Below are 16,853 nucleotides of genomic sequence, written 5' to 3' on the forward strand. Positions count from 1 at the left end.
GGCGGTGCGCTTGGCCGTGCTCATCCGGAGCGCCGGCACGCGCGTGCCGGGAGAGGACCGACGAGTCGTGCACATCCCGGACAGGACCCTGCTGGACTGGCTGGCCGAGCCCGCCGCCGGGCGCGGGCTGCACTACGCCGACTCCGGCGACTCGTGGACGGCGCATCCGTACCGGGACCTCGCGCAGTTGACGCTGCGCTGCGCGGCCGCGCTCGGCGAGCGCGGGGTGCGCCGCGGCGACGTGGTCGCCGTGATGCAGCGCTCCAGTCCGGGATTCGTCGCCGGGCTGTTCGGCGCGCTGGCCGCCGGGGCGACGGCCTGCTCGATGGCCCCTCCCTTCGCCTTCCAGCGCACCGACGAGTACGAACGCCATATCAGCCATCTGCTGGACACCGCCCGGCCCGCGCTGATCGTCGTGGACGATGACGCCGCCGAACACGTGCGCGGCCCGGCGGCGCGTCTCGGCCTGCGCGCGCCGGTGCGCTTCGAAGAACTCATCGACGGTATCAGCCCCCTGACCGAGCCGAGGCAGCCCGCCGAGACCGCGCTGCTGCAGTTCACCTCCGGCTCCAGCGGCTACTCCCGCGGGGTGCGGATCTCCGCGCAGGCGCTGCAGGCGAACGTGACCGCGATGCGCCGCTGGCTCCAGTGGCCGGCCGAGTACCCGGGTACCTCGTGGCTGCCGGTGCACCACGACATGGGCCTGATCGGCTGCCTTGTCAACATCGTGGTCACCGAGTGCGACGGCTACATGATGCAGCCGGACGACTTCATCCGCTCCCCGCTGCGGTACCTCAAGTGCATCAGCGACAACAGCGTGCGCATGGCCGCGATGCCGAACTTCGGCCTGGCCTACATCCTGCGCCGGGTCAGACCGGGCCAGCTCGACGGTCTGCGTTTCGAGTCGCTGCGCGGCGTCATCCTCGGCGCCGAGCGCATCGACCCGCGGGTGCTCGACGGCTTCGAGCGGCTGCTCGGGCCGCACGGCTTCGACCGGCGAGCGCTGCTGCCCGCGTACGGCGGAGCCGAGGCGACGCTCGCGGTGACCGGCCTGCCGCTGGCGGAAGGCTGGACGGTGGCCACGCCTCGGCAGGGCTCTGACGCGCCCGCGGAGCCGCTCGGCGTCGTCGGCTGCGGCCGGCCGCTGGAGGGGATGTCGGTGGACATCGTCGGCGAGGACGGCGAACCGCTGGAGGACGGGCAGGTCGGCGAGATCACCGTGCGCGGGGCCTGCGTCGCCACGCAGTACGTCGGCGATCCCGGCAGCAGTTCCGGTACCCGTCTCGGCGACGGCGTACTGCGCACCGGGGACGCCGGTTTCCTGCGGGACGGGCAGCTTTTCGTGCTCGGCAGGCTCGGCGACGGGCTGAAGGTGCGCGGCCGGATGCTGTTCGCCGAGAGCTTGGAGGCAGAGCTCTGCGAACGCGGCGTGCCGGAGCGGCGCGCGACGGTGCTGCTCGGCGTGCGGGACGGCGCGCCGACCGCGGCGGTGGTCTTCGAGCTGCCGCGGCCCGAGTGGATCGGCACGACGCTCGACCTGCTCACCGAGCGGTTGGAGGACGCCGACCTGCTGGCGGTGCTCGTGCCTCGCGGCGGCCTGGCGGTCACCTCCAGCGGCAAGCCGCGGCGGCGGGTGATGTGGCAGGCTCTGTGCGCCGGGACGCTGGAGGGCCGCATCGCGCCGATGGCCGACGCGCTGCGCGAGGCCGAGGCCGCCGCGCGGGCCGAACTCCAGCCGGCGGCCGCCCGGTGAGCGCCCAGATCCCCTCGGTGGACTCGTTCCGCGAGCGCGTGCTGAAGACCTTCGACGCCTTCCTGCCGAGCACCGGGGACTGGGAGCGCGACGGGCACCTTCCGCGCGAGCTGTTCGCCGCCTTCGGCGCGGCCGGGATCTTCCGGGAACGCTGGGCGGCCGGGGCCGGCGGCGGGCTGGCGCTGGGCCGCGCGCTGGTCGAGGAGATCGCGCCGCTCAGCGGCGGGGCGGCGCTGGCGCTGTCCATCCACTGCGAGGTGTTCATCCAGGCGCTGACGCGCTTCGGCGGCGCGCGGCACGCCGCGCTGCTCGGCGCCGCCGTGGACGGTACGGCGGTCGGCTGCGTCGCGCTGACCGAGCCGGGCGGCGGATCCGACGTGTACTCGATGACGACCCGCGCCGTGCCGGTCGATCCGGGCCCTGACGGGGCCGGGCGCGCCTGGCGGCTGGTCGGCGAGAAGCGGTTCACCACCAACTCCGGGCGGGCTTCGCACGTACTCACGCTCGCCAGGACCGGTGCGCAGGACGGGGCGTTCACGCTGTTCGTGGTGCCGCTCGACCGTTCCGGCGCGAGCGTGACAGGTTTCTACGAAACCCTCGGCATGCACGCGGCGGACACCGGCGGCGTGGTGTTCGACGTCGCGGTGACCGAGGCCGACGTGGTCGGCCGCGTCGACGCCGGGCTGATGTACGTGCTCAAGCTGCTGGACTACGAGCGGGTCGCCGCGGCCGCCGGCGTCACCGCGGCCGCCCGCGCCGCGCTGGCGCTGGCCACCGCGCACCTGCGCGAGCGCACCCAGTTCGGGCGGCGGCTGTTCGACCACCAGGCGCTCGCGCACCGGCTGGCGGACCGCTGGGCCGAGACCGAGGCCGCCGCGGCGCTGCTCGACGCGGCCTGCCGCGACGCACGCGGCGAGCAGTTGCCGCACCACCTGGTCGCGGCGGCGAAACTGTTCGCGGTGCGCGCCGGCGTGGCGGCGATCGACGAGGCGATCCAGTTCCTCGGCGCGCGCGGCTACACGGAGCACTACCCGCTGGCCCGGATGTACCGGGACGCGCGACTGGCCCGGATCGGCGGCGGCACCGACGAGATGCTGCGCCAGATCATCGCCATGCACCTGGACGTGCCCGACCCGGCCGCCTCGGCGTCCTTGGCCCGCTTCGCGGCCGAGAGCGCGGCCCGGGCCGGCGCCGCGAGCGCCGGCCAACCCGTCACGTAAGGAGACTGACCCGATGCCCGAGACCGATTCCGCGCTGCGCGACGGCCTGCTGCCGGCGGACCTGCTGCCCGCGGCCGTGCGCCAGATGGTCCGGCTGGTCGCGCCGCACCGCACCGAACGGGTCACCGCCGAGCACCAGCTGATCGGCGACCTCGGCTTCCACTCGCTGGCCCTGGCAGAGCTCGGATTCACCCTGGAGGACCTGTTCGGCCTCGACGCGATCACCCCGGAGCGGGCGATGGCGCTGCGCACCGTCGGCGACCTGGTCGCGCTGATCGAGGGCGCGCTGGCCGAGGACGCCGCGCGGCTGCCGTCGCGGGAAGAGGTCGAGGCGGTGTGCGCGCAGTACGGCGCGGCATGGGACCCCGAGGCATAGGCCGGCGGGGCGCGGTCAGGCGGCCGTAGCTGTAGCTGTAGCTGTAGCTGTAGCTGTAGCCGCAGGGCACGACGACCGATCACGACGACTGATCACACGGCGCTGAGGAGGGCTGGTGCAGACGGATCGGCGAGAGGCGACGATCCCGCAGATGTTCCGCCGCGCCGCGGCCGCGCGCCCGTGGGCGGTCGCGGTCGAACACGGCGCCGAGCGGATCACCTACGGGGAACTCGACCGGATCTCCGACGCCGTGGCCGCGGACCTGGCCCGGCTGGGGGTGGGCCGCGGCTGCTTCGTGCCGATCCGGCTGCCGCGCTCGGTGCGCCTCGTCGCGTCCATCCTGGGCGTGCTCAAGAGCGGCGCCGCGTATGCCCTGATCGACGGGGCGTGGCCGGACGAGAGGGTGCGCGACGAGATCGGGCAACTGGGCGCGCGCGTCTTCGTCACCGAGGCCCCGCCGCCGCCCGGGACCGAGGTGCGCACGTGGCTCCCGGCCGTGGACAGTGCCCCCGCACGAGGCGAGGCAGGGCACGTATTCGCGCCGCCCACGCAGCTCATCGAACCTGGTGATCCGTGCTGCGTGTTCTTCACCTCGGGCACCACCGGCCGTCCCAAGGGCGCGGTCTGTCCGCACCGGGCCGTCGTGCGCCTGCTCGATCCGGGGACGTTCGCGCCTTTCGGCGCCGAGACCGTGATGCCGCTGGCGGCGGCGCAACCGTGGGACCTGTTCAGCCTGGAGTTGTTCGCGCCGCTGCTCAGCGGCGGGCGGCTCGTGGTCGTCGACGGGCCGTACCTGTCCGCGGACCTGGTGCCGCGGCTGGTACGGGAGAACGGGCTGAACACCGCGTTCTTCACCACCTCGCTGTTCAACATGCTGGTGGACGAGGACCCGGCCTGTTTCAAGGGCCTGAGTACCGTGATGACGGGCGGTGAGCGGCTCTCGCCGCCGCACGTGCGCGCGTTCCTGACCACGCACCCGGACATACTGCTGGTGAACGGCTACGGCCCGGTGGAGGCGACGGTGTTCGCCTCCGCGCGGCAGATCATCGCCGAAGACTGCGACGTCGAGGGCGGCATCCCGATCGGAGTGCCGGTTCCGCGTACCCGGCTGTACGTGCTCGACGAAGGTCTGCGCCCGGTGCCCGAGGGCGAGCTCGGCGAGCTGTGCATCGCCGGTGACGGGCTCGCGGTGGAGTACCTGGGCAATCCCGAGCTGACCGCGCAGAAGTTCCCGAGCGTGCAGATCGGTGGTGTGGTCGAACGCGTATACCGCACCGGCGACCTCGCGCTGCGCGACGCCGAGGGCGTTCACCACTACCGCGGCCGTATCGACCGGCAGGTCAAGGTGCGCGGTCACCGGGTGGAGCCGCTGGAGGTGGAGTGCGTCATCGGCCGGCTCCCCGCGGTCGCGAGTTGCGTGGTGGTGCCCCGGCTCGACGCGGGGGGAGCCTGCGCGGGGCTGCTCGCCTTCTACGTCGAGACGCCGGGCGCCGAGAGCGATCCGGATGCCCTGGTGGCGCGGTTGCGCACGCTCCTGGCCGGATATCAGATCCCTGAGCGACTGGTTCGCGTCGAGCGTTTCCCGCTGATGCCGAACGGGAAGCTCGACGCCGCGGCGCTGCTCGCGCTGCTGCCCGAGGACAGCGGCGGCGAAGCGGTGGACGGCCGCGAGGGCGCTTCGGACCTCGACGACGGCGCGCCGCTGAGCCCGTTCGAGACCACGGTGACCGCCGTGACGGCCTCGGTGGTCGGGCGCGCCGCGCGGCACCTCTCGCCGACCGTGACGTTCACCGCGCTCGGGGCCACTTCACTGGATCTCGGCCGCATCTGCGCGCGGCTGGGCGACGCGCTCGGTCGGCCCGTGCCGGTTTCGCAGATCTACCGCGCTGCGACGGCGCGGGCACTGGCCGCGTGGATCGAACAGAGCGATGCGGCGAGCGAGATCGGGGCCGCGCCGCCGCAGGAAGCGGAAGCGGAAGCGGGAGCAGCGGCGGGCCCGGGAGCGCAGCCGCGGCACGATGCCGCGGTCCCGCTCTCGCCGATGCAGACCTACATGCTGCTCGATCACCTTTTCGACCCGGACGATCGGGCGCTGCACTGCGTCTTCGCGTGGCGGGTCGAGGGCCGGCTGGACCGGGCCGCGCTGCGGCACGCGGTCGGGTACCTGCATCGCAGGCATCGGATTCTCGGCGCGTCCTTCCGGCTGTCGGACCGGCCGGTGGCCGTGCCCGGCGACGGCCCGGCTCCGGCGCTGCGCGAGGCGCTGGCGGCCACCGAACGCGACGCGCTGCGGGTGCTCAGCCGTGAACTCGGGCAGCCGTTCCGGCTGGAGAAGGGCGAGGTGTGGCGGCCGGTCTTCGTCGCGGTGCGCGACGCCCCGGTCACCCTGGTCGGTCTCGCGATCCACCACATCGCCTCGGACGGCGGGTCCGCCGCGGCGCTCGGCGAGGATCTCGCCCTCGCCTACAACGCCTATCGCGCGGGTGCGCAGCCCGAGCAGCCGCCCGCGCCCGGTCCGGCAGCCGTCGCCGCCGCGCGGCAGGAGCACCTGCGCTATGTCGACCTCGACGCGCAGCGCGAGTACTGGCGCGGTTCACTGGTCGGCTTGGACGCGCTCACGTTCCCGGGCGACGCCTCGGGCTCGGGCGACGAGTTCGCGGCCGCCGGGATGATCGAGGTCCCGCTCGGCCCGGAAACGGTACGCGCGGTGGCGCGGCGCGCGGCGCGCGAGTCCGTCAGCCCGTTCTGCGTGTACGTGTCCGCATACGCTCAGGCGCTGGCCGAGCTGACCGGGCGGACCGGTTTCGGCATCGGCACACCGGTGGCGCGCCGCGGGCACACCGCGTTGGCGCACGCGGTCAACTGCCTGATCGACATCGTGTGCCTGCGGGCCGCAGTGACGCCGGACCAGTCGCCGGCCGAGGCGATCGCGGCGATGGCGCCGGTGGTGGCGGGCGCGTTCGCCGCCCAGGACGTGTCGATCTACGAGGTCTACCAGTTGACCGGCGCGGGGACCCACGGCGGCGAACGGCCGCCGCTGTTCCAGAACATGTTCGTGCTACAGGACAACGCGCCCTCAGGGCTCGTGTTCGACGGGATGCCGGCGCGCTACTTCCGGCCGCCGTATCCCTCGGTGCCGAGTGAGATCGTCACCGAGATATGGCCGACGCCGGACGCGGGCGCGCTGCTGATCGTCGGTCACCGGCCGCAGCGCGCTTCGGCCGCCTTCTGCCGGAAGCTGGCCGACCGGTTCGCCGAACGTCTCGCGGCCGGCGCTCCGGCCGAGGAGTAGGGCTGCGCTACGCGGCGGTCCGGCGGCGCGCGGTGGCGCTGCGACGGCTCTGCTCCTCCAGGAACCGCTGCGCCTCATCGACGTCGCGATGCCGAAGCACGACCTTGACCGGGCCGCGCGTCGAGTGCAGCGAGATGGTGGCGAGCGAAAGGCGACGCTGCCACGGCCCCTGAACCAGGTGCAGCGACTGGACTTTCGCGTGCGGTATCACGCAGTCCCGCCGGTGCAGCAGACCGCGCCGGGAGACCACCACCGCTTCATCGAAGCCGTACATGTATCCGCGCCGCCAGAGGGAGGCGCGCCACCGCGCCCGCTCGGGAGCCGGGTGCAGCGGCACCGCGTTGAGGTCCACGCCCGCCAGCCGGCCGACGATCTCGAACGCGCTGCGCGACAAAGCGACCGGCAGCAGCATGGACGCGCCGCGTTTGCCCGCCTCGCCGCGGCCGCCGCCGTGGGCGTATCCGGCGACGTTCATCCGCACCCGCGCCCATCCGGCCGGCCGCCACAGCAGCGGCCGGCTTATCTCGACGGCCTGGATCCGGCTGAGCGGCACGGTCTGCGCGAAACGGTTGAGCAGGCCGTGCCGCAGTTGTATCGCCTCGCCGGACAGCGTCAGGGTGAAGCCGTAGTACCTCTGGAAACGGTCCCAGGCGAATCCGACCACCGCGACCGTCTCCGGCACGAACGCGCCGAGCAGTTGGGTCGCCCCGGCGGCCCAGGCCGCGACGCTCGCGGCCAGCGCCAGCACGGCGACCCACACCGGAACGGACAGCGCGAGCGAGGCGAGGTACCGGCCCGCCGGGACGACGAGCAGCGGCACTTGCGCGGGCACCGGGCCGTACGGCACGCCGCTCTCGTACGCGACCGGCTGCGCTGCGATGCGGGCTCGGTCGGCGGCGTGGACGCTCGCGGCGATCGGTTGCCCGGACGCGCCGGGCGCGGGCGCGACCCGCTGGTGCTCGGCTCGCTCGCTCTCAGCGGCCCGCTCGTACTCAGTGCTCTGCGGCTCGCTCTCAGTGCTTTGCGACCCGGCGTTCGTGGTCTGCGGCGGACCGGTCCTGACCTGCTCCACCCGGTCGAGCAGGTATGCGCGCAGCCGCGCGGCCTCCTGCTGCCGCATGCAAGCCAGCCGGAAGTGCCCGTGGCGTCCGCCGCCGAGTTGCAGACGCAGTTCGGCGAGCCCGAAGACGCGCGCCACCGCCGACTGGTCCAGGTCCACCGCCTGGATCCGGTCGAAGCGCGCGCTGCGGCTCTGCCGGAACAGCACGCCCGAGTCGAGCCGGAACTCCTCCGGCGCGACACGGAAGCTGGTGCGCGCCCAGGCGAGCACTCCGAGCGCCGCGGCGCCCACGGGCACGAGCACGCCCACCAGTTCGCCGCCGCCGAGCGCGCGCCCGCTCAACACGGCGATCACCAGGCCCGAGACGACCCTGCGGGCCTCGTGTACCGCGTTGACCACGATCGACCACGGATGCGTGCGCCGCGGCGCGGTCCAGTCGGCGGCGCTGAGAGCGTCGCTCGACACAGTCACAGCCCCGCCATCCGGGCCTCGCCGAGTGCGGCGAGCCGGTCGCGCAACTGCTCGGCGCTCGCGGGTTCGAGCCCGGGTATGCGGGCGTCGGTGGAGGCCGAGGCCGTGTGTAGTCGCAGGGTGCATATACCGAGCGCGCGTTCGGCCGGTCCGGCGACGATGTCCACGAACTGCATGCGGCCGTACGGCACGACCACCTGGCGGCGTACCAACAGCCCGTGATCGATCAGCAGGTCCTCGCCGCGCTCACGGTACCGCCAGGTGCGCGCCGAGCGGCCGAGCGGATACCAGGACACTGCGAAGAGGGCCGCGGCGGCCGCGGCGAACCAGAGCCGCGCGGCGCCGCCGTTGAGACCGGCCAGCACGAGAAGCACGAGGCCCGGCGGCAGCAGCCGCGCGCGGCCGGCGAGCGCGAGCCGCGCGTGCGCGACGGTGTGCCAGCCGCCTTCGGCGAGCGTCCCGGCGCCGTCGCCCGGCAGCGCATCCGCATCGATCACGGGTTGATTCTAGTGTCCCGCGGCCGCGCTCGGAGAGTCCGGGGCGCCGGCACACGTGCCCGCGATGCGATGCGATGCGATGCGATGGGCTGCGATTCCCGCGAGCCCGGCGCTGAGCACTGCGGCGAGGTGGATCTGGGCCCCATGGGCGGCCAGCGGCCGAGCTACGGCCGCGACGGCGATGCCGAGCAGCAGGCCGGCGCCGCTGAACGCCCCCTGGGTACGCATGCTCAGCCGCGCCTGCCACCACGTGACGAGCCGTTCCCGGTTCTCCTCGCACCCCAGCACTGCGTCAACGGCCGCTGCTGCCTTCGCAAGGTGGGACCAGCTTGCGTAGGGGAAAAGCAGGAGGCAGAAATTAAGCGCCGTCAGGTCGACGAGCAGGCCGAAGGCGGGCCCCCACCCGCATGATTGATCCCCCCGGCGGCTCAGTCGCTGTTCGTGGCGGTGTAGATGTTGTAACGCCACACGCTGCGATGGCGGTACCACTCCACGCCGCTCATCGCGTTGACCACTTTCGGCACCTTGCCCAGGACGCGGCCCATGAGATACGGGAAGCGGCCGAGCACGGAGAAGACGCGCAGCATCGGCAACATGCGGTCGGTGACGTCCTCAGCGCGCACATCCGTGAATCCCTCCGCTTCCAGCAGCTGCTGCATGCGACCGTCGTCGAGCATGAGCCACGTCGGCATGGCACCCAGGTCACAGACGCGTTCAAGCGCCCGCCTCGCGTCCGGCGTCATGGCCTCGACGGGTGCATGCGAGTACTCGAACATGATCAGTCGGCCGCCCGGTCTGAGCACCCTGCGGAACTCGGACAGCGCCTTCGCAGGGTCCGCCGCGTGGACGAGCGTTTCCATCGTGTAGACCGCGTCGAACGTACTGTCCTGGAAATCAAGGACATGGTAATCACCGAGCTGGAAGCTGGTCACCTGGTCCAGGCCCGCCGCGCTGCTGCGTCTGCGGGCCTCGTCCAGATTGTATTCGAGCACGTCGATACCGACAACGGAGACCCGGCACTTCGCCGCGACGGTGCGCGCGACATCGCCCACCCCGCAGCCGGCGTCCAGGACCTGCTCGTCCTCGCTCACCTGTAGACGCCGCACGAGTTCATCTTCCATGCGCCGTAGCGCACTGCGGAAATGCCAAGCCCGATCTCCGGGCGCGTACCAGCCGAAGTGCTTCGTTCCGCCAAACAGGTACTTGTAGCCGACGCGGGACTCGGTATGGTCGTAATACCTCGAGACGGACTGAAGGTTCGAGTTGATCTCCGGCGACGTCACGCGTGCCTCGCAGGCTGATTCGGGACCGTGGTGGGGCAATGCTTCGGTGATTCTAGGTCGCCCATCCCGCGGACCGGGGATCCCGGCTCAACGCGTCTCATGGTGCCGCTGAGACTCCGCACGCCGGCGTGCGGGCCTCTTATAGGTGACGGGTGAGGGCAGCGTCAGCGAGGATGGACGGCACGGACGCTGTTCATGATCGGTTGGACTGGGAACCCTCGATCATCAGAGTCCGTGCTCGCTTGCCAAGCCGGCGTCCAGAGCCCAGACAACAGATCTGTCATCCCATCAGGCGAGAACGCACGAGCCCTTCGTATAGGGGCCGTATAAGGGCCCATCCCCCGGCCGTGGTCAGCTGGTGAGCCGGACCACGTCGCCGGAGGCGTCGAACACCACAGCACCGGCCGCGCGCAGGGCCACCCGTGAGGCGCGCAGATGGTGGCCGCACAGCAGCAGGTCGGCCGGGTCGCCGCCCGGTTCGGTCAGCGGCAGGATGGCCATCACCACCGGCGCGGCGCAGCAGCAGCACGCCGAGTCGGTGGTGGTCAGCGGTTCGAACTCCCGCCATGCCGGAGCCCGCTCGATCGTTTCGGCGCCGTAGGTTCCGTTCATGGTCCGAGCGTTCCATGCGGCCGGGCCGCCCGGCAGGGCCGGGCTTCCCGGCGCCGCAGGGTCGAACGGCCCTGCGGCGACGGAGGCGCGGCTGCCACACTCAGGCGGCAGCCGCGGTCACCGTGCGTTATTCGCCGTCGGTTGCCGGGATGTCCGGCGGCCCGGCGGTACGGAGCCGTTCCTGCTCCCGCTGATCCCGGTAGTGCTCACGCCAGATGAGCCGGTACACCGGAACGAGGCGTGGAATGCTGCGCACACCCGGGATGAACGGCACCAGGACGAACGCCAGCGTCAGCACCATCATGGTGCCCCAGACCAGCGCGTCGGCATTGTCCGAGTGGTTGTACGGCGAGATCTGATACCAGAACGTGTACAGCCACAGCCACGCCTGGCCCGGGAAGTTCCCGGTCTCGTTCATCATGCCCCACTGGTCGCCGGACAGGTGCTCGTTGTCCGCCTGCGCCGCCAGGTCCGACCCGTCGGCGAGGAAAAGCAGCGGCAGGGTGTAGTCGGTCTGGTAGAAGCCGCCTTCGGACAGCAGCGCGCCGTCGAGCGAACCGGTCTGTGCCTGCTTGAGCAGCTGCGCGAGCAGCACCGGCGTCGGCCCGAAGTCGGGGCTCGCGGCGACCTTGGTCGGGTCGCCGCCCGCCTTGGTCAGCGCGTCGGAGTAGGCGCCGGTCCACTTCGTCTGCTGGTCCGAGCTCGCGCCCTGGTACTGCTTGAGAGCCGTCTCGACGTCCGGGACCTGCGGGGCGGAGCCGAGCGGGCCGAGCACGAAGTCCTGCGCGGTGTCGATCGGGTGGGTCACCCCGAGGGCCTTGGCCAGAGCCAGCGGCCCGATCTTCTGGCCGTCGGCGGCCGCGTTGTACGGCGGCCCGTACCCGGCGGTCGCGCTGCTTCCGTCGAGTTCGGCCAGCGCGGTCGCGGTGAAGTCGCCCGGGTCCGCCTTGGCCCAGGAGGCGATGGTCATCGGCTTCTCGTCGGGAGATGAGAACACCGCGGCCAACGCGAAGGTCAGCGCGAGCACCGCGACCAGCGCGATGGTGAACTCTTTAACCAGGTCGTAGTGGCGGGAACCGTAGGAGTAGGGATCCGGCTCCGCGGTTCTGGCGCGCCGGGTCATGGTCCGCATGCTCATCGCGCGGCCTCCTCGCCGGCGACGAGTTCCTGTCCGGGCAGGGCGATCGGGGGGACGACGCCGCGGTGGCGCACCATGAGGATGTGCAACACCACCAGGATCCCGACCACGAGCGGCAGCAGCACGATGTGCCACATCAGCATCTGGCCGAAGTCGGTGACGTTGAAGAATGCGCCGATGCCGACCGCGTTGAGCCCGTCCTTGGCCTGGGTGGAGATCCACTGCGAGTCGAAGTTCTGCTGGACCAGGTAGCCGGTGAACGCCGTTCCGACCGAGCCGACGAACGCGACCGCGCCGGTGATCCAGGTGAGCACGCGCCGGCCGCGCCAGGCGGCCATGAAGAACTTGCCCCACAGGTGGATGACCATGAACGCCATGAACAGCTCGACGCTCCACAGGTGCAGGCTGTTGACGTAGTGGCCGAACCCGGAGGTGTGCCACCAGGCCGGCCCCTTGAGCGCCAGCACCCCGCCGGTGCCCAGCACGACCAGGAAGGCGGCCAGGGTCAGCACCCCGAAGACGTATATCCACGAGGCGACGTACTTCGGCTGGGTGTCGGGCAGCAGCTTGTCAGGCGGAAAGGCCTTCACGGCGCTGCGGCGCATCGCACCGGTCCAACCGCCGGTCGCGCCTTCCTGCGTCTCTTCGCTCATTTGCGGTCGCCCCCCTTCGGGAAGCGCAGCACCAGCGCCAGGACGAAGATGAGCACCATCACGCCGATGACCACCAGATTGGCCACGGACAGCTGGATCACACCCCAGTGCAGGTAGTGCCCGGGGCCGTTCAGGTCAACCGGTGCGGCTGCCGGCGGTAAACCCTGGTTCATGCGATCGCCTCTCTCAGGCGCTACGGACTGCGTGGATACCCCTTGGGGCCGCGGGCGAAGGAAACCCGCTCCGGCGCATCGTCGCGCAATCAAGCACCTGCGGTTGAGAGACTAAAGTCCCGTTTAAACCGGGACTGCCGGCGATCGCCGCGCACTCGGGTGATGGAAGGACCTTGTGCTCTATGCGCAACGGCGACGTGCAAGAAGCGTGGATCTTCTAGAGGGCAGGGAGGACAAGATGCACGCAGTGGTCGTTTACGAATCCATGTACGGCAACACGCACGCGGTGGCGTCGGCGATAGCCGAGGGTTTGCGCGGGTCGTGCGAGGTCGACGTGGTCGCGGTGAGCCAGGCCGAACCGGGGGTGCTCGAAGGAGCGGATCTGCTCGTCGTCGGCGGGCCGACCCACATTCACGGGCTGTCCCGCCCGACCTCGCGCAAGGCGGCGCAGGACGCGGGGCATCGGACGGGCGGGCCGCCGCTGGACCCGGCCGCGGAAGGGCCCGGCCTGCGCGAATGGCTCGATGGCCTGGAGGGCGAGGGGGTGGCCTGCGCAGTGTTCGACACTCGCCTGCGCGGCCTTCCGGCGTTCACAGGCAGCGCCGGACACGGGATCAAACGGCGGCTACAGCGGCACGGCTACCGGCCGGTGACGTCCGCGCAGAGCTTCACCGTGGACAAGAACAACCACCTGGTCCCGGGCGAACTGCAACGCGCCGCGCAGTGGGGACGCAGCCTCGGCTCGCTCTGAGCCACCTGAGCCGCCCGAGCCAGTGGGCGGGACGGTCCGGCGAGCGCGCGCGGACCATTGGTCGGTCGATCCGGGTCCATCGGCAGGATGCGCGCGGTGACCGGCGCAGCACCATGGCGGTGAGACGTCCGATCCGTCAGGGGCGCAGCGCTCCGGCTCGGCCGAGGAAGGTCGTGCGCAGATGCCTGTCGTGTTTGTCTTCGTCGCGATTCTGTTCTGGGTGACCATCGTCACCGTCATGGCGGTCGCGTGGGTTTTGCGAATGCTGTTCCACGGGTTCGCCGTGACCGGTGCCGGCGCGCGCAACCTGTTCGCCCACCGGCACCAGCCCGTGGTCCACTGAGGAGCCGCGGGCACGGAAAGGCCGCGGGCCCGGCAGGCCACTGCCGTCCGGGTTCGCGGCCCTTCACCGTGTCCTTACCGCCATTCGCTCAGTCGGTCATCTTCACCGTGACCTTGTGGGTGGCGGGCTTGGCCTCCTTCTCAACCGGCACCGTGATCGTCATGATGCCGCCCTTGTACTCAGCGGTCACCTCTTCCTGCTTCGCGCCCTCGGGCAGCCGCAGCGTGCGGGTGAACGTGCCGTAGCGGAACTCCGAGTGGCCGCGGCCCTCGTGCGTCTCACTGCGCTCGGCGTGAATCGTCAGGAGCCCGTCCGTCACCGTGACCTCGACGTCCTTGCCCGGATCGATGCCCGGCAGCTCGGCGCGGACCTTGTACGCTCCGTCCTCGAACCGCGTCTCGATGCTGATGCCGTAGGCGTCGGGGGCCACGCGGCCACCCGTCAGCACGTGGAACGGATCCAGCAGTTCAGCCAGTTCCGGCAGCAGCGGGAACTGTGCGCGGCGAGTGATCTCGCTCATCGCTCTCCTTCCCGGAGGGTCTGCACTCCCTCCACTGCCAGCTCACCGCGCGGCCCACCCGCCCGCCAGGGTCGAACGGCCCGAGGTCCTCACGCCCTGTCCGAAGCCCGGTCCGAAGCCCGGTCCGAAGCCCGGTCCGAAGCCCGGTCCGACGCCCGGTCCGACGCCCTGGACGGCAAGGCGACCAGCACGAGGGCGACGCCCGCCGCCACGACGAGCGCCGCGACGGTCAGCGCGAGCCGCATTCCGTCGAGGAACGCGGAGCGCGCGGCCACGGCCAGCAGCCGGCCCGCCGGACCGCCCGCCCGGCCCGCCACGTCGAGCGCGCCGCCCAGCGAGCCGGTGATGGCGTGCGCGGCGGCCGGCGGAACCGGCCGCCCGGTCAGCACCGCGACCATGTCGCCCTGGTAGCGCGCCGCCAGCGTCGCGCCGATCACCGCGACCCCCAGCGCCCCGCCGGTCTGCAGCGCCGTGCCGTTGGTCGCCGAGCCGACCCCGGCGCGCTGCGGCGGCAGGCTGCCGATCACCGCCGCGGTGGACGGCGCGATCGCCAGCCCCGCGCCGGCGCCGAGCAGCAGCAGGCCGGGCAGCGCGTGACCGAAATCGCCGGTGACCGACAGTCGCGAGAGCCACAGCAGACCACTGACGATCACCGTGAGCGCCAGCGCGACCACGGCCTTGGTGCCGATCAACCGGTCCAGCCGGATGGAAAGCGGCGCGGTCACCGCGAGCAGCCCGGCCACCGGCAGGATCCTGATTCCCGCGGCGAAGGCCGAGTACCCGAGCGAGAACTGCAGGTACTGGGTGAGCAGGAACAGCGCGCCCATCAGGGCGAATATCGCCATCGCGACCGCGGCCATCGCCACCGAGAAGCGCCGGTCGCGGAAGGCCGGCAGGTACAGCATCGGGTGTGCGGTATGCCGCTCCCACAGCCCGAAGCCGGTCAGCAGCGCCAGCCCGCAGGCGCCGAACGCCAGGGTCGGCGCGGCGTCCCAGCCGCGGACCGGCGACTCGATGATCGCCCACAGCAGCAACAGCAGCCCGGCGGTCGCCAGCGGCGCGCCCACCGCGTCGAGCGGGCGGCGCAGCGGGTCACGCGAGTCCGGCACCAGCCACCACGCCGCCAGCGCCCCGGCCAGGGCGATCGGGACGTTGACAAAGAAGACCGAGCCCCACCAGAACCGCTCCAGCAGCCAGCCGCCGACGATCGGCCCGAGCGCGATCCCCAGTCCGGAGGTCGCCGACCACAGTCCGATCGCCCGGGCGCGCTCGCGCGGGTCGCGGAAGAGATCCGCGATGATCGACAGCGTCGAGGGCATGATGCACGCCGCGCCGACGCCCATCGCGGCGCGCGACCAGATCAGTGCCGTGACACTGCCGGAGAACGCCGCGGCGGCCGAACCGGCGGCGAACAGCGCCAGGCCGATGAGGAACACCTTGCGGCGCCCGGTGCGGTCAGCCATGGTTCCGGCGACCAGCAGCAGGCCGCCGAAGACCACCGCGTACGCGTCCACGATCCACTGCAACTGCGACTCCGTGGCGTGCAGAGAACGCACCAGGGCGGGTAGCGCGATGTTGAGGATCGTGTTGTCCAAGGTCACGATCAGCAGCGAGACGCACAGCACGGCGAGCGCGGCGTACCGGTGCTCGTGAATCGGCCCCGCTGTGGGCGCCGATCGACTGGGATGGACGGAGACTGACACAGCTCCTCCCGCGGTTACGCCGGCGTGCGGAACACTCGCGCGGCCGGCCGTTCCTCGATGCGGTAACGCAGGTGATCGACCACCTCGACGACACCGTCGAGTTCGCGCACCAGGTGCGCCGTGTCGCGCGCGACGAACTCGTTCTCCATCTCCCCGGACAACGTGACGACGCCGTCGCGCACGTCGACGCGGACCGCGCGCGGATCCGTGCACATCTCCTCGACAATTACGTGTTGCACGACCGCCGCACGGATCCCGTCGTCCGAGCGAAGGTAGGGCTTGAGCAGGTCGCTGCGGCTGACGATCCCGGCCAGCCGCCCATCCGCGTCGACCACGGCGAGCCTCCTGACGGCGCGCCTGCGCATCAGCGACGCCGCGTGTGCGAGGTCGTCGCCGGAGGAGACGGTGATCGCCGGTGCGGTCATCAGCGACGCCGCGTTCAACGCGTGGACCTTTGCCTGCGCCGCCCGGCCGCGCCGGGACAGCAGTTGCCGCGTTTCCGGATATCCGTCCGCGAGAGAAGCCTGCTTCTCCATGAGATCCGCCTCGGACACCATGCCCAGCACCCGGTGCTGCGCGTCGAGCACCGGTACGGCGCTCACGGCGTGCTCCAGCAGCGTGCGCACGATCTCCTTGTACGGCGTGTGCTCCCGCACGCAGACCACATTTCGGGTCATCACGTGGTGCACGCGAGTAGTGAGCATCCCGGCCTCCCTCGCATCACGAACCGCGGCGTCGCCCTGGCGGCGCCGTCCGCTTCCACGATGGGTCCCGATCCGGCCCGCTCCCCAGGGCCCAACGGCCCCCCGTTGGCACGGCTGCACCGCCCGGATGGGGTCTGTGTCTCTTTTGGTGGGCTTTGGTCTATTTGGAGTATCGGCGAATCAGGGGTCGGACTTTAGGGCGTGTCGCCGGTTTTCACTCCGGCGGCCGAGTCCCGCTCCGGGTGCAGTCGGCCGTCGAAGGCCATCTCGAAGGCGTTGAGGACCGGCTTCCACCGGTTCGACC

General features: G+C 71.7%; 17 protein-coding genes. 6 read left to right on the forward strand and 11 right to left on the reverse strand.

Features of this window, described 5'->3' with window-relative positions; genetic code table 11:
- Positions 1 to 67 precede the first annotated feature (67 nt).
- The 4 genes from KGA66_RS18345 to KGA66_RS18360 all read left to right on the forward strand — a co-directional run bounded on the left by KGA66_RS18345 (position 68) and on the right by KGA66_RS18360 (position 6,641).
- Positions 68 to 1,753, forward strand: coding sequence for an AMP-binding protein (locus KGA66_RS18345; RefSeq protein WP_211469382.1), 1,686 nt, complete (start codon positions 68 to 70; stop codon positions 1,751 to 1,753).
- Entirely contained in the window at positions 1,750 to 2,973 is a 1,224-nt protein-coding gene (locus tag KGA66_RS31710; protein ID WP_211469383.1) for an acyl-CoA dehydrogenase family protein, read from the forward strand. Before KGA66_RS18345 ends, KGA66_RS31710 begins: the two co-directional genes overlap by 4 nt.
- A 13-nt stretch (positions 2,974 to 2,986) precedes the next feature.
- Entirely contained in the window at positions 2,987 to 3,349 is a 363-nt protein-coding gene (locus KGA66_RS18355; RefSeq protein WP_211469384.1) for an acyl carrier protein, read from the forward strand.
- 115 nt (positions 3,350 to 3,464) lie between these two features.
- The gene (locus KGA66_RS18360) at positions 3,465 to 6,641 is read left to right on the forward strand and encodes a non-ribosomal peptide synthetase (RefSeq protein ID WP_211469385.1); all 3,177 of its coding nucleotides are present in this window, start codon (positions 3,465 to 3,467) and stop codon (positions 6,639 to 6,641) included.
- Positions 6,642 to 6,648: 7 nt separating this feature from the next.
- Here the strand turns inward: KGA66_RS18360 and KGA66_RS18365 are convergent, their stop codons facing one another.
- The 8 genes from KGA66_RS18365 to KGA66_RS18400 all read right to left on the reverse strand — a co-directional run bounded on the left by KGA66_RS18365 (position 6,649) and on the right by KGA66_RS18400 (position 12,528).
- Positions 6,649 to 8,172 (reverse strand): PH domain-containing protein, encoded by a 1,524-nt coding sequence (locus tag KGA66_RS18365; RefSeq protein WP_211469386.1) that lies wholly within the window; start codon positions 8,170 to 8,172, stop codon positions 6,649 to 6,651.
- Positions 8,169 to 8,669 (reverse strand): PH domain-containing protein, encoded by a 501-nt coding sequence (locus tag KGA66_RS31120; protein WP_312886969.1) that lies wholly within the window; start codon positions 8,667 to 8,669, stop codon positions 8,169 to 8,171. The genes KGA66_RS18365 and KGA66_RS31120 overlap by 4 nt, the downstream gene beginning before the upstream one ends.
- A 9-nt stretch (positions 8,670 to 8,678) precedes the next feature.
- Positions 8,679 to 8,897 carry a hypothetical protein gene (locus tag KGA66_RS18375; RefSeq protein WP_211469387.1) on the reverse strand — a complete coding sequence of 73 codons (219 nt, stop codon included), beginning with the start codon at positions 8,895 to 8,897 and terminating at the stop codon, positions 8,679 to 8,681.
- A gap of 200 nt (positions 8,898 to 9,097) precedes the next feature.
- Entirely contained in the window at positions 9,098 to 9,952 is an 855-nt protein-coding gene (locus KGA66_RS18380) for a methyltransferase domain-containing protein (protein WP_211469388.1), read from the reverse strand.
- Between the two features lie 351 nt (positions 9,953 to 10,303).
- A complete protein-coding gene (locus KGA66_RS18385) occupies positions 10,304 to 10,564 on the reverse strand; it encodes a DUF7455 domain-containing protein (protein WP_211469389.1) in 261 nt (86 codons plus the stop codon).
- 127 nt (positions 10,565 to 10,691) lie between these two features.
- Positions 10,692 to 11,702 carry a hypothetical protein gene (locus KGA66_RS18390; protein ID WP_211469390.1) on the reverse strand — a complete coding sequence of 337 codons (1,011 nt, stop codon included), beginning with the start codon at positions 11,700 to 11,702 and terminating at the stop codon, positions 10,692 to 10,694.
- A complete protein-coding gene (locus tag KGA66_RS18395) occupies positions 11,699 to 12,355 on the reverse strand; it encodes a cytochrome b N-terminal domain-containing protein (protein WP_211469391.1) in 657 nt (218 codons plus the stop codon). Before KGA66_RS18395 ends, KGA66_RS18390 begins: the two co-directional genes overlap by 4 nt.
- Positions 12,352 to 12,528 (reverse strand): hypothetical protein, encoded by a 177-nt coding sequence (locus KGA66_RS18400; RefSeq protein WP_211469392.1) that lies wholly within the window; start codon positions 12,526 to 12,528, stop codon positions 12,352 to 12,354. Before KGA66_RS18400 ends, KGA66_RS18395 begins: the two co-directional genes overlap by 4 nt.
- Positions 12,529 to 12,766: 238 nt before the next feature.
- On the opposite strand from KGA66_RS18400, the gene KGA66_RS18405 reads away from it, so the two are divergent.
- Entirely contained in the window at positions 12,767 to 13,279 is a 513-nt protein-coding gene (locus KGA66_RS18405; RefSeq protein ID WP_211469393.1) for a flavodoxin family protein, read from the forward strand.
- Between the two features lie 181 nt (positions 13,280 to 13,460).
- Positions 13,461 to 13,622 carry a hypothetical protein gene (locus KGA66_RS18410; RefSeq protein ID WP_211469394.1) on the forward strand — a complete coding sequence of 54 codons (162 nt, stop codon included), beginning with the start codon at positions 13,461 to 13,463 and terminating at the stop codon, positions 13,620 to 13,622.
- A gap of 88 nt (positions 13,623 to 13,710) precedes the next feature.
- Here the strand turns inward: KGA66_RS18410 and KGA66_RS18415 are convergent, their stop codons facing one another.
- The 3 genes from KGA66_RS18415 to KGA66_RS18425 all read right to left on the reverse strand — a co-directional run bounded on the left by KGA66_RS18415 (position 13,711) and on the right by KGA66_RS18425 (position 16,549).
- Positions 13,711 to 14,142: an Hsp20/alpha crystallin family protein gene (locus KGA66_RS18415; protein WP_211469395.1), complete on the reverse strand. Its 432-nt coding sequence runs from the start codon at positions 14,140 to 14,142 to the stop codon at positions 13,711 to 13,713.
- An 89-nt stretch (positions 14,143 to 14,231) separates the two neighbouring features.
- Complete coding sequence (locus tag KGA66_RS18420) at positions 14,232 to 15,845, reverse strand: MFS transporter (protein WP_211469396.1); 1,614 nt, start codon at positions 15,843 to 15,845, stop codon at positions 14,232 to 14,234.
- A gap of 14 nt (positions 15,846 to 15,859) precedes the next feature.
- Positions 15,860 to 16,549: a CBS domain-containing protein gene (locus tag KGA66_RS18425; RefSeq protein WP_211469397.1), complete on the reverse strand. Its 690-nt coding sequence runs from the start codon at positions 16,547 to 16,549 to the stop codon at positions 15,860 to 15,862.
- Between the last annotated feature and the right edge of the window lie 304 nt (positions 16,550 to 16,853).

Source organism: Actinocrinis puniceicyclus, from assembly GCF_018283645.1.
Taxonomy (GTDB): domain Bacteria; phylum Actinomycetota; class Actinomycetes; order Streptomycetales; family Catenulisporaceae; genus Actinocrinis; species Actinocrinis puniceicyclus.

What these genes read in the sequence shown, in the direction of transcription:
- KGA66_RS18410 (WP_211469394.1), top strand. Translation starts at nt 13,461, where the DNA reads ATGCCTGTCGTGTTTGTCTTCGTCGCGATTCTGTTCTGGGTGACCATC.
- KGA66_RS18400 (WP_211469392.1), bottom strand. Translation starts at nt 12,528, where the DNA reads ATGAACCAGGGTTTACCGCCGGCAGCCGCACCGGTTGACCTGAACGGC.
- KGA66_RS18375 (WP_211469387.1), bottom strand. Translation starts at nt 8,897, where the DNA reads ATGCGTACCCAGGGGGCGTTCAGCGGCGCCGGCCTGCTGCTCGGCATC.
- KGA66_RS18355 (WP_211469384.1), top strand. Translation starts at nt 2,987, where the DNA reads ATGCCCGAGACCGATTCCGCGCTGCGCGACGGCCTGCTGCCGGCGGAC.
- KGA66_RS18385 (WP_211469389.1), bottom strand. Translation starts at nt 10,564, where the DNA reads ATGAACGGAACCTACGGCGCCGAAACGATCGAGCGGGCTCCGGCATGG.
- KGA66_RS18395 (WP_211469391.1), bottom strand. Translation starts at nt 12,355, where the DNA reads ATGAGCGAAGAGACGCAGGAAGGCGCGACCGGCGGTTGGACCGGTGCG.
- KGA66_RS18405 (WP_211469393.1), top strand. Translation starts at nt 12,767, where the DNA reads ATGCACGCAGTGGTCGTTTACGAATCCATGTACGGCAACACGCACGCG.
- KGA66_RS18390 (WP_211469390.1), bottom strand. Translation starts at nt 11,702, where the DNA reads ATGAGCATGCGGACCATGACCCGGCGCGCCAGAACCGCGGAGCCGGAT.
- KGA66_RS18425 (WP_211469397.1), bottom strand. Translation starts at nt 16,549, where the DNA reads ATGCTCACTACTCGCGTGCACCACGTGATGACCCGAAATGTGGTCTGC.
- KGA66_RS18415 (WP_211469395.1), bottom strand. Translation starts at nt 14,142, where the DNA reads ATGAGCGAGATCACTCGCCGCGCACAGTTCCCGCTGCTGCCGGAACTG.